The organism is Streptomyces sp. NPDC058872 (assembly GCF_042743065.1).
Taxonomy (GTDB): Bacteria; Actinomycetota; Actinomycetes; order Streptomycetales; family Streptomycetaceae; genus Streptomyces.
This window is the reverse complement of the sequence record NZ_JBHYMK010000078.1, coordinates 17,275-29,427: the sequence shown is the minus strand read 5'-3', so window position 1 is coordinate 29,427 and position 12,153 is coordinate 17,275. Positions and strand designations below refer to the sequence as shown.

Annotated in this window: 6 protein-coding genes; 4 read left to right on the top strand and 2 right to left on the bottom strand. The window is 69.5% G+C overall.

What is annotated here, in order from left to right; genetic code table 11:
• Positions 1-551 precede the first annotated feature (551 nt).
• The 4 genes from ACFW22_RS32345 to ACFW22_RS32330 all read left to right on the top strand — a co-directional run bounded on the left by ACFW22_RS32345 (position 552) and on the right by ACFW22_RS32330 (position 5,456).
• Positions 552-1,391 (top strand): hypothetical protein, encoded by an 840-nt coding sequence (locus tag ACFW22_RS32345; RefSeq protein WP_386411613.1) that lies wholly within the window; start codon positions 552-554, stop codon positions 1,389-1,391.
• 131 nt (positions 1,392-1,522) lie between these two features.
• Entirely contained in the window at positions 1,523-2,584 is a 1,062-nt protein-coding gene (locus ACFW22_RS32340; RefSeq protein WP_386411611.1) for a hypothetical protein, read from the top strand.
• Positions 2,581-4,095 (top strand): hypothetical protein, encoded by a 1,515-nt coding sequence (locus tag ACFW22_RS32335; RefSeq protein WP_386411609.1) that lies wholly within the window; start codon positions 2,581-2,583, stop codon positions 4,093-4,095. The genes ACFW22_RS32340 and ACFW22_RS32335 overlap by 4 nt, the downstream gene beginning before the upstream one ends.
• Entirely contained in the window at positions 4,092-5,456 is a 1,365-nt protein-coding gene (locus ACFW22_RS32330; RefSeq protein ID WP_386411607.1) for an AAA domain-containing protein, read from the top strand. The genes ACFW22_RS32335 and ACFW22_RS32330 overlap by 4 nt, the downstream gene beginning before the upstream one ends.
• Positions 5,457-5,519: 63 nt before the next feature.
• Here the strand turns inward: ACFW22_RS32330 and ACFW22_RS32325 are convergent, their stop codons facing one another.
• Positions 5,520-6,695: a hypothetical protein gene (locus ACFW22_RS32325; protein WP_386411605.1), complete on the bottom strand. Its 1,176-nt coding sequence runs from the start codon at positions 6,693-6,695 to the stop codon at positions 5,520-5,522.
• Positions 6,692-12,013 (bottom strand): AAA family ATPase, encoded by a 5,322-nt coding sequence (locus tag ACFW22_RS32320; RefSeq protein WP_386411603.1) that lies wholly within the window; start codon positions 12,011-12,013, stop codon positions 6,692-6,694. The genes ACFW22_RS32325 and ACFW22_RS32320 overlap by 4 nt, the downstream gene beginning before the upstream one ends.
• Between the last annotated feature and the right edge of the window lie 140 nt (positions 12,014-12,153).

Below are 12,153 nucleotides of genomic sequence, written 5' to 3'. Positions count from 1 at the left end.
TGGCCATCGCCCCACACTGGCGCACAGCCTCGATCAACCCACCGACCAAGGTCCCCCGAAGCTGGGACTCAACCCCTTAAGTCACTGGTATTGGGCCTAAATGCCAGTCGGAAGTGTGGAGCAGTCTCATGCCTTCGTGCACCCTTCTGGGAAGCGAGGCGTAGGAGGGCACCGGTGGTGCCTTATGAGCCCGGGACTGTACACCAAATTCCCTGGAGTAAAACTGGGAGTCCCGAGTGACTGCTGGCCTCCGGGCACGGACGAACGCATGACCGCTCTCGAGGGGCGCATGCAGCAGCCGTCAGGGGGCGGTCCGGCGGGCACTCGCGCAACACGCTACTGCCCAAGTACGCCCTTCCGGCGTGGATTTGACACGCAGTCGACTCGCCTGGAACGTTCTGTGCGGGCTCGGTGCGGCCCGGACGTGGCCCAGCCGGCGGCCGCGCCCGCAGTCGCCGAGCCCCATCTGGTCGCGCCTGTGCGCGACCTATCGGTCTTTACTTGTCCCTGGAATGAAACTGGTATATACGAGGGGCTGCTAGCATGCGGGCATGGATGAGCATCTGGTCGCACTCGAGAAGCGCATGCAGCAGCTGCAAGAGGCGCTCCGGCAGGCGCTCACACAACACGACACCGCCCAAGTGAACTCCCTGGGCGAGGAGCTGACACGCACTCGACACGCGTGGAACGTTCTGTGCGGGATCACTGAGGTCCCGGACACGGCCCAGCCGGAGGTGCAGCCAGGGGCCCGGCCTGAGCCCGCGCCGGCAGTCGTCGAGCCCAACCAGGACGTGCCCGTACGCGACCAGGTCCACCAGGCGCTCGCCCTGCTCACCGTCCCCGCCTCGCCCAAACTGCTCAGCCAGGTCCACCAGGCTTTCTTCTCCACCCCGCTGAACACGGCACGCATGACCACCCTGCGCCGCGACGAGGAACGCTCCTTCCGCTCCGCCCCTTACGGCCGCGCCTACTACATCTGCCCCGCGCTGACCTCCGACCTGCTCTCACCAGCCCGCGCGCTGCTCGCCCTGAGCACCTGGCCACTGGAGCAGCGCCTGGTGGGACCGCTCACCCAGCGCGTCCACTTCCTCACCTCGGCCCTACGGCTCGCGGACGCCGCCGAACACCTCGCCGGCGAGGCCGGAATGCCACAGCCGGTCCAGCAGCTGCTGCTGCACTACAGCCGCAACATCCACGGCGACGCCCCCCGGGGCCCGCTCGACCTGGACGCGCTGCGCCGGGCCGCCGCAGCGGAACTGGAGATCCACGCCGACGACGACGCCGACACCCGCGCCGAAGCAGCCCAGCGCGCACGTCAGCAACTCGGCGACGCGCAGCAGATATTCGGCAACATCCTGCGCAACACCGCCCGCCTGCGCCGTACTTCGTAAACCCGCCTCTGCAACCAGCACGGCTGTGCCCTGTCCCGCCAAGGAAAACAGTGAGCTCGCTCGACGAACGACTGGGCGTATTACGCGGAATCGCTGCGCCCATCCCGCACAATGCACGCACCCTGGCAGCCTTGACCGCCAATCCGAGCTGCGAGCGCCGCTCCCTGCTGGATGCGGCCGGTATCGACAAAGACGCCCTCGCCGCCCATCTGGGCCTCCCGCGGCCGCTGAGAAAATCCCAGCTCGCCCTCGACTACGGCCTCGCCTTCGAACGCAAGGTCACCGCCCAGGCCGGAGCCCCCCTGGTACCGCTGCTCCGCCAAGCCCTGGGCCTGAGCGTGCCGGAGGTGTCCTACGAGGACGTCAACAGCGTCGGCAGCGATGACGACAAGTCCCCTCTGCGGCTGCGCCGCATCCACACCCGCTCCCGCATCCGCAGAGCAGCACATGGCAGGCCGGACCCCCGCACCCTGCTCGACCACCCCGTACTACGTCTGACCGTCGCCGGCCACCAGGCCTACCTCGAACCCGACGTCATCGCCTTCCAGCGCGAGGGCGTCTTCTATGTCGTAGAGATCAAATCCTTCCCCGTCATCCACGGACAGCCCGACCCCCTCAAGGCCACCGCAGCGCTGACCCAGGCCGCCGCCTACGTCCTGGCCCTGCGGGAACTCCTCGCCGAGGACGGTCTCCCACCAGAGCGCGTCTCCGACACCGTGGTCCTGGTCAACCCGCGCAACTTCACCCGCCACCCCACCGCCACGCCCTTCAGCGCCCACAAGCAGATCAAGAACCTGAGCCGCCACCTCGACAGACTGCGGCGCCTGCCCGAACTGCTGGACAAAGTTCCCCCCGACACCACCTTCGACCTGGCGCCCGGCCCCGACCAGAAACCGACCCGGCCCCGCGGTGAACTCGTTGCCGCGCTCGCCACCGTGCGGCCCAACTACACCCCCGGCTGCCGCCACCACTGCGACCTGGCCTTCCACTGCCGCACCGAAGCCCGCAACCAGGGCAAGACCGCCGCCCTGGGCACCGCAGTCCGCGACGACCTCGCGGGAATCGACACCATCGCCACGGCCCTGGCCCTCACCGACGGGCACCTGCACCCCTCACGGAGCCAGAAAGACCTCACCCAGGCCCTGCGCCACGCACAGCGCATCCACGCAGACCTCCAGACGGACACCGCATGATCCGCCTCACCTCACTCCTGCGCATGCGCGCCGCCCACACCGGCAACGCCCAACGCGCCAGCCAACTGCGCCACCTCCACCTCAGCGACCAGCCACTGATGCTGCTGGCACTGAAACAGACCGGACCCGCCGCACGACCGCTGGCCGTCATGCTGGGCACCGACCCCCGCCGCCCCCAACTCCTGCTCACCCCGCCCTCAGGCAGCACCACTCCCATGCTCGCTTCCCTGGCAGACGCCGTCACCGCCCACATCGACGCCTGCCAGCGGCACAGCGAACACCTGCCCGCCACCTCCAGCAAGCCGGCCCGACGCCGCTACACCGACGCCCCCCAGATCCTCGTCCCCAACCCCCAGACCGTGCAGCACCTGAAAGACCTCGGAGCCGACCTGCGGTTCCGCACCGCCGACGACCAGGCTCCCGGCTCCCGGGCCGTCCAGCGCCTGGGCCACTGGCTCACCTATCTCACCGACCGCGCCGACCTGGCCGGCTCAGCCGCCCTCATCCCCATGACCAGCTTCCTCTCCATGCACTGGATCAGCGGCCAAAGCCCCCTCGAGGACGAGGACCTGGCCACCCTGCTGGCCTGGATCGACCCGCCCCGCCACACCGCCTCCGGACGCGACGCCGCACTGGCAGCAGAAGACCCGGCCACCCACCGCCCGGCGGGACCAGCCACCGACGCCGCCTTCGACAACGACCACCTGGCGCCCCTGTTCGACGCCTACGCCCGCGCCCGGCGACAAGCCCTGGCCCAGGAGCAGACCCGCACCCTGCAAGAACTCGACCGCCTGCTGGCCACCTACCTGCAGCCCACATGGGACCTCATGTGGCAGGCCTACGCACTCCTGCAGGCCCTCCCCGAAGCCAAGGGCACCGCACGCCGCTGGGACCACGAACGCACCGCATTCACCGACGAATGCCTGCACCTGGCCCAGGACGGACGCCCCCGGCCGGCCCGCGACCAAGCCGTCGCCGCCGCCGTCCGCCTGGCTGACATGGAACACGCAGCAGCCGCCTTCGCCGCCGAACGCACCGCCGACGACCCCTTCGCACGAGCCGAACTGCGCACCACCGGCGAAGCCTTCGGCGGCACCGTCACCGCGATCGACTCCAAGCACACCCTGCGCGGGCCCACCGGACGGCCACAATGGCGGCCGCGGTTCACCGTGTCCACCTCCGACCCCCTGCGCATGGAACCCGGCCGGTTCCTGGCCTGCCACGCCTACCGCAAGGCCGGCTACAAGATCTGCGAGATCACTCCCGCCGACGGCGACACCCTCGTCGAACTCGAGATCACCGCAGGCATGGGCCACGCCGACCGTCCCACCTACGACGTCCTGCCCGAAGACGGTGCCTTCCTCGTGTTCACCATCGCACCGGATTCCTACCGGATGCCGGAATTTCCCTCACGAGAACAGACCCCCTGGACCCATGGCGGGCCTCCTGCCGACCATCCGGACGACAGCGATGAGGACACGGGCGAGGGCGACGGCGAGGAAGAACAGTGACACCTCCCCACCAGCCCTCGCCGCAGCAGCAGATGGATACGGCCGCCCGCGCCATCCTGGAGCAGCTGCCCACGCTCACCCACCGCGGAATCGTCGTGCACTCCCCGCCCGGCGCCGGCAAATCCACCCTGGTCGCCCGAGCCGCCGACGCCCTCGCGCAGTCCAGCGCCCCCTGCCCCGTCATCGCCCAGACCAACAGCCAGGTCGACCAACTCGTGCGGCGATTCGCCCGGCACCACCCGCATCTGCGCACCGCCCGGCTCACCGCAACGGAACACTCAGTCCCGCACGATCTGCAGGCACATCCCGGCATCCGTATCGGCACCCGCATCGAAGCCCTCGAGAAGACGGCCGACGTCATCGTGGGAACCGCCATGAAATGGGCCACGGTCACCGACCGCCGATGGCCGTGGGCGATCATCGACGAGGCCTACCAGATGCGTTCCGACATGCTTTTGTGGACCGCCGGCCTCTTTGACCGGGCCCTCTTCGTCGGAGATCCCGGCCAACTCGACCCCTTCTCCGCGGTCGAAACCGACCGCTTCCACGGCCTGCCCCATGACCCCATGAACAGCGCGGTCGCCGTCCTGCTCGCCAACAACCCCGACCTGCCCGTCCACTTTCTGCCCGTGTCCTGGCGCCTGCCGCCCTCAGCCGTCCCTCTGATCAGCGACGCCTTCTACCCCTTCACGCCCTTCCACGCCGGAAGCCGTGAAGCCGACCGCACCCTCACGTTCTCCATCCGCGGCATGCGTACCCCTACCGACGAGGTCATCGAACACGCCGCCCGAACCGGATGGGCTCTGTTCGAACTACCAGCCCGCATCACCGGCCAGCACGACATCGAAGCCTTCCAGGCCGTCCTCGGCATCGCCGAGCGGCTGCTGGCCCGGGGCGCCATCACCACCTGCGAGGAAAACCCCGAAGGCCACGTCCTGCAGCCGGGGGACATCGCTATCGGCACCGCCCATCGCAGCCAGGCCCACCACATCCGTGCGCTCCTGGCCCGCCAGTACCCCCCACTCCACAGCGTCACCGTTGACACCGCCAACCGACTCCAAGGCTGCGAATTCCGCGTCACCATCGTCCTGCACCCCCTCTCCGGCCGCGGCGACGCCTCCGCCTTCCACCTGGAAGCCGGCCGCCTGTGCGTCCTCACCTCACGACACCGCCACGCCTGCATCATCGTGGCCCGCGCCGGCATCGCCGAACTCCTCGACGCCCACCCCTCCAACGACCCCGCACACCCCGGAGCCGCCTCCAAGGTCGCCGACGGCTGGGAGGCCAACCACGCAGTCCTCGCCCACCTGACCCAGCACACCATCTCCGCTCAGGCACAGCCCCGTCGCCGGCGCGGATGAGGAGGTCGCCGCATGCCTGCCACATGAAGGCGGGTTGATGGGAGCGTCGTCGCTGGGGTGCCCTCAGTCCTCGTCGTCGAAGGTGTCGTCGACTGACTCGTGGTGGACGTTGACGCCGGCTCGGCAGCGCGCGGCGCCGATCGTGTCGTGCAGCCGGGCGAACAGGTCGGGCCGGATGAGTAGATCAGCTCCCGCGACCGCGGGCAGGAGTGGTTCGTAGTTTCCGTCGTGGACGAGGTGGCCGTGCCACTGGCGGCAGATCAGTGCCTCACCGGTGGCGTCGCTGAGGCTGAACCCGCAGATTCCCTCTGTGGGTTCAAGGCCGAGTGCGGCCACGACGCTGGCTGCGGGTGCGAGTACGTAGAGGGGCAGGCCGAGGCCGCTCAGGGTGCGAGGGCGAGGCGTATCGATCAGGCCAGAGGCTCCAGCGTCAGTGAGGGCCGTCAAGGCCTGGTCTGCGGCACTGATGTGCTCGGCTGCTGACTCGGTTGTAAGGCCGAGTCCCAGGCGCCGCCACGGGCTGGTCCACAGCTTCCAGGGGGCCTGGGAGGCGGGTAGTGTGCCGGGCGGCGGGTCGTCGTCGAGGGCCTCCAGGCCGACGGCGATCTGCAGTTGGCGGGCGGGCTGATCCGGGTATCGGCGTGCAGGAGTGCGCTGCCGCTCGAACAAGCCGATCTGCACCCAGCCCTCGTGTGGACCTTCATCCACGCGAGCAAAGGCCATGGCGTTTCCCGGCAGGGACCGCAGGCCCGCGACCGAAGCGAAGCCGGAAGGCGGCCAGGGCTTGTCCGCTTGATGGCTCTCACTGAACCACGGTGCTGGATCAAGCGACCATGCCAGGGCCTTGGGACGAGTCAGAGGGCGGGGAATGCGGGCGAGTTCGGCACGCAGGGCCGCGCGGGGGTCATCGCGCAGTCGCGCGGCCGCGCCGCGTTCGAAGTTCTGGGCGTTGCCGAGATGTCCCACTTGGGCAAGCGCGGCACGCAGGCCGGCGGCAGCGCGTTGCAGGGCGTCTTCGGCGGCGGCCTGGTCGGCGAGATAGGCGTCGGGAAGCTGGCTGCGGCGTCCATTGGTCAGAAGGTCCAGCTGCATGCTCATGAGCGTCTCGACGTCGGGAAGAGCATCGATCACGAGATCGATGACGGTCTCGCGGAGCCCGGCCGGACTGCCGGCGGCGTTTAGGCGGTCGCCCAGGTAGTGGTCGACGAGGTGGGTTGCGAACTCCCGAGGGTTGTTCATGCGCTGTCCTCGCTGGGGGAGAGGGCGGCGGCGATGGCGCGTGCGAGTGTCGGATGGGCTGCCGTTGCCGCGGGGGCGGGCGCCTGGTGGCCAGCGCGGGCCAGGATGGCGGACGCATCCGCACGGACGGACAGCACGTCACTGCCGCACAGCGTGACGAGCTGTGCGAGAAGGGCGGCATCCAGAGGCCCGTCGGGCAGGTGTCCTTGTAGGACGGTCAGGAGCCAGGTCAGGGGGCCAGCTCCGAGGTCGAAGGAGAGGACGCGCGCCAGAGCTGCCTGCGCCTGGCCGGAACGGCTGGCCAGCAGAACCGTCGCTGTGATCAGGGCGCGGCGCTTGTCGCCGCGTTCAGGCAGGGCAATCGTGGCCAACGCAAGTTCGCACAGTGCGGTGTCGATGTCGTGCTGGGTCGCCTGTTCCGGCACCGGGTGGTACGCACCCTGACTGAGACGGGCACGGCCCGGCAGACGGTGGGCGATGACGCCATACGCCGCATCCCAGCAGGCGAAAGCGCTGACAGCCGGGGGTGAAGCGAGCGGGGGCTGAACAGCGAACGCCGAGACCAGGGCCAGGCTGACACCGATAGTGCGGCTGTAGGACGCCTCGGCGACGGCGTGGGCCACCTGGTCTGCGAGGTTGCGGGCTGCGGTGGCCGGGTCCGCGGAGTGCGCCTGCTGCCACAGATCCAGCCGGTCATTGCCGCCGAAGGAACGCCATCCGCCGCCGCCTCGCATCTTGGTGTAGGCGAGCATGCCCGCCGTGGCGGCGAGTGGGCCGTAGACACCAGGATCGCTGTCCTGGCGCAAGCGGAGCCCCAAGGCGAGGTCGGCCAGCAGCTCAAGAGGATTGGAGGCGTTCATCTCGTCGGCGATCCGGTGCAGGAACTGGGCGGCTGCGTCTGCTCCCTGACCGTCGATGACCTCCAAGAGCCGCCACCCGACCGCATTGGCCAGGGCGTCCCTCGACCACCGCGGGCCCGAGGGGGCATCGTATGCCTTGCTGCTGCGGTCACGGACCGCAGCAAGCGCGCCAGCAGCACCTACGGGCAGCGTCGGGCGCTGCTGGGCGTGCAGATACGCGTCTGTGGTGGGGCGCTTCTCGGGGCCGAACCAGTCACGTGAGGTGTTGTCGGGCACGGGGCGGGGCGCCCAGGGCAAGCCGCCCTCACCGCCACAACGCTGTGCTGCTGTGCGCAGCGCAGAAGTGGGCTCGTCTCCGGCAGCCTGCGATGCGGCGATCAGTGTCTGGTCGTCGTAGGTGGAGGTGATCGCATTGGCCAGCACCGGCAGGAGACGCGATGCGCGGGCCGCGTCGTCGCCGGGCAGGTCAGCGAGCCTGGTAAGCAGAGCAACGTCCTGCTGGATGCTGCGGCCATCGGGGCCAGCGGCGATGCGGAGCGCGGCCAGGACGACGGGGTCGGCCGTGTCAGCCTGCGTGGCCAGCAGCTGCCGGTGGGCCGCGCCCACCCGGCCATCGGGCAGCCCGGGCTCAGCCAGCAGCACCTGGGCGCCCAACTGCGCGGCACCCCGCGGATCCAGGCGCGCAAGGGAACGCCACCACTCCTGCGGCGTTCCCGCCGTGCCCCGCCCGTCGGTGCAGTCCGCGACGAGATAGACAAGAGGCTGCGTACGCGCCAGACGCACCTGCGCCTGGACGGGATCGGCCTGCAGGAGCTGAGGCAGCGGATCCAGCAACTCCTCGATGGTGATGTCCTTGTGACCGCCATAGGCCCCCACGTAGCGGGCGGCACGCTCCCAGCACCGCTTCGCCTCGTGCAGGTCGCCGCAGGCGAGACTCACGCGGGCCATCTCAAGCTCGAAGTCGGCGTCCTCCGCATACAGCGCACGACGCTCGGCTTGCGCTCCGCGCAACGTGCGCATGAGCTCGTGCACGACATCGGCCCCTGCCTGGCCGACGCTCCCGACGAGCAGGGACACCAGCTCCGTGGTGATCAGCGGGCCGGTTCCGGCCATGCCCATGAGAGAGGTGGTGGTGCCCTCGCTGACGGCTTGCAGGAAGGCGATGCCCACAGCGACATCATCGCCACGCAGCAGGGCGACGGCGTCGTGCAACACCTGCCGCACCTGCCGGTGGATGTCCGCAAGATCGCAAGCCCGGGGGCTGCCCGTGAACGCGTGTGCATGCTGGGCCAGTTGTTCGAGCGCCACACGCACGGTCACGGACGCGGTTTCGGCTGTGAGGATGCCCGCCTCGACGTCGCGGTGCAGGCCTACCGTGGCCAGGGTGAAGCGCAGCCAGGCACGGTAGAAGCCATCGCCGTCCAGGAGGGGGAGCAGTCGGGCGGACGCCTGCGGATCGGCAGCATGGGCCACGGCCAGCAGTGTCAGCCACCTGTTCACCGGGCCGGACAGGCCGCTGGCACGGTAGGTCAGTACATCCTGTGTTGCTTCCGCGAGAACCGCGGCGATGTCCCCGGAAAAGATCTCCTCGGCAAGGTCCGACACTGCCACGCCATGGCGGAGCAGGCGCCGCGGGTCGCACGGCCCGCTGGCCCAGGCCGCGGTGGCCAGCGCGCGGGCAGACGGCAGCGCGCCGCCCGCCGTGCCATGGGCGTCCGCCAGGTGCAGCAAAAGGGCCGCGCGCCGGTCGGGTTGCTCGATGAGCTCCACGCTCTCGAGCAACGGGTCTGGACCCAGACAGTCCAACAGCACACCCAGCGCATCCTCAGGCGACGTCAGAGCCTCCTGGCCGAGGAACCGGGCCACCCGCTGCGCGAGCGTACGCGGGACCTGCCCGAGCTCGACATTGTCCGCAGCCCGGGCCGGCAACCGGATCCGTCCGCGCAACTCCGCCAGGAACACCGACTCATCGCTCTCGGAACCGTAGTGGACACGCTCCTTGCGTGCCTCGTCCCAGGCCGTCAGGTACGCCTCCCACGGGGCGGCACAGCCAGCCCGGTCGACCGCCGCACACAGCTGCAGGCCCCACCGCGCCGCCATCGTGGTCACACCCTCGTACATCAGGCTTGCCGCCACGCGGTCGGCTCCCACCAGCGCCACCAGCACATCCGCATACGGCACCAGGGAACCCGGCAGGCCTTCGTCCTCATACGTCGCCCGCGCCCGGCTCAGTTCGACGCAGCGCACCAGTGTGGGCCAGTCGTTACGGACCGCCGCACGCCGCGCGGCAACGGTCAGAGTGTGGACGATGGCCTGAGGAGGCTGCAGCCCGGCAATCGCACGGGAGAGGAAATCGGGTTCGATCAGCAGAGCGAGTTCGTCATCGCGCCCCAGAGCGGCCAGCAGTTCGGGCAGGTGCCGGAACGCGCGGGGATCGGTAAAGAAGCCCCGCTGGGACAACCAGTCGGCGGCCTGGGACCGGACCTGATCGACCCACCTGTCGTCGCCGTCGACCCGGCGGACGAAGCGGCTGAAGCTCTCATGATGGATCTTCAGTCCGCCGATGCCCGGCTGCTGCGCGACGATCGGTGCCACGCTGTTCAGCGCGGCACCGAGTTGCATTCCGGGCAGCGGGAAAATCTCCTCGAGCTCCGACGCACTCACAGCGAAGTCGCAGACCGCGAGCATGCTGACAGCAGAACGCTGCCCGGGGGTCAGACCGGCCAGCAGATAGGCGTAGTACTCGTCGAGGTCGTGCGCCGACGACGGCACCGTCCCCAACCTCTCCAGAGGATCGCCAGCACCATCCGGCGCCGGCGCCGCTCCCAGGCCCGGGGCAGGACCAACGGCCTGCCGGCACAAATACGTGGCGTACAGGGCGTTGCCTCGAGAGCGCTCCTCGATCAGTGCGACCGCGGCCTCCGCCCGCGCAGCGGGATCGAGCCCCTCACCGGCAGAGGAGGACTCCAGGGCCGTCAACACGCCCAGGCGGTCCGCCAGAGCATGCAGTTCGGCGCGATTGAGCGGGGCAACGGTGAGACGGGAGGCACCGGCGTCGACGGCCTCGAGGTGAGGGCCGGGCTGACTGGCCAGGACGAGCACGACACCGGGCGGCAGTTCCAGGGCGGAGAGGTCCGCGACCAGAGAGGCCGCCGGGTCCACCCGCGGACGAAAGGCGCTGCCGGTGGTGGATCCAAGAACCCGGCTGACATGGTCGATACCGTCCACGATCAGCGCGATCGGCCGGTCCGGTGCCAGGCCGCGCGCGGCAGTGACCGCGGCCGTGAGCGTCTCCGGCGTGGCCGCGTAGCGCGGCCTGACCTGCGCCAGCGCCTCCGGCACGGCAGTCCCCAGCTGCTTCAGCAGGCTGCCGATCACGACCTCAGTCAGCACACGCTGCTGACGGTCGATATCCGCAGCGCCGAGCCAGCAGTGATGCCGCACCGCCAGCCAGGATTCCCGCAGCGCATCCCCGAGCTGCTCGCACAACCACGACTTGCCGATGCCGGGAGCACCGGTGACCACCACGACACCCCCCTGCTGAGCAGCGTCCTTCACGGCCGCGACCACGCCCGTGAGCACCGTAGGACGTCTCACCTCGGTGGCACGGTCCACGGGGTGCCCCTCACGGACCGCTCCGAAGTCGACTTCCAGACTCAGACGAGGAATCAGGTCCTCGACCATCACGGTCCCCGCCCGGCTGCGCGCCGCTTTGGCCGCCTCGATCAGGGCCAGCGCCACCTCCTCGGGCGTGCGGTGCCGGTTCGGCGGCCGTCCGGCACCGAGTTCTTCGGTGATGCGGTGCAGCAAGGCCGCCTCGGCTGGCCCGGGCTCGCGAATGTTGAGCGAACACGCCGGAAGATCCGTGTCGACGACCAGGGATGCGCAAGCGCGGTTGAGCAGGTCATCACTGACCTGGGCGAGCATCTCCTTCCACGGCGCGTGTGCACGCAGCGCAGCGGCGTCGAAACGGAACCGTTTGCTGTTCAAGCCGTGCAGTGCAGGCCCGGGATCAGTGCTCGCGTGGACCGGGCGCAGCACCCGGGTCAGCTCGGGATCCTCCGGCTCCATGTCGCGCACCACGAGGCGATGCGAGGCACCCGGATCCGAGGTGAAGTCGTGGTCCATGGAGGAGAAGAGCAGATCCAGGCGTAGGCCTCGCTTGTCCTTCGTGAAACTCTCCAGCGACAACGCGCGGTCATGATCCGTGTGCTTGATCTGCAGCCGCTCGCGGCTGCCGGTGCCCCACTCGCACGTGATGTCATCAAATCGGTCCCCGGTGAACATCTTCGTGTCGACCAGCAGGGAATTCGCACGTCCCACCGCCAGGTCCACCAGCCGCAGCGCGGTGAGCAGGTCCTGGTAAGCGTAGCCAAGGTGTGTCGGGCGTAGCCCCATGCTCACCTCCAGCGTGCCCTGCTCACTTGGCACCCCCCCCGTGGTGCGCTTCACGGTCACCCTAACCTCCCCGACGTACCGGGACGGAACGGAAACCCAAGGGGAGATCATGTGTGCAAGATCCAGCTGCTCCGGGAACACCTTGCAGGTTGGGCACCAGCAGCGGCTCTCGCACGCGAGATCGACGGCGACGGCGGCCG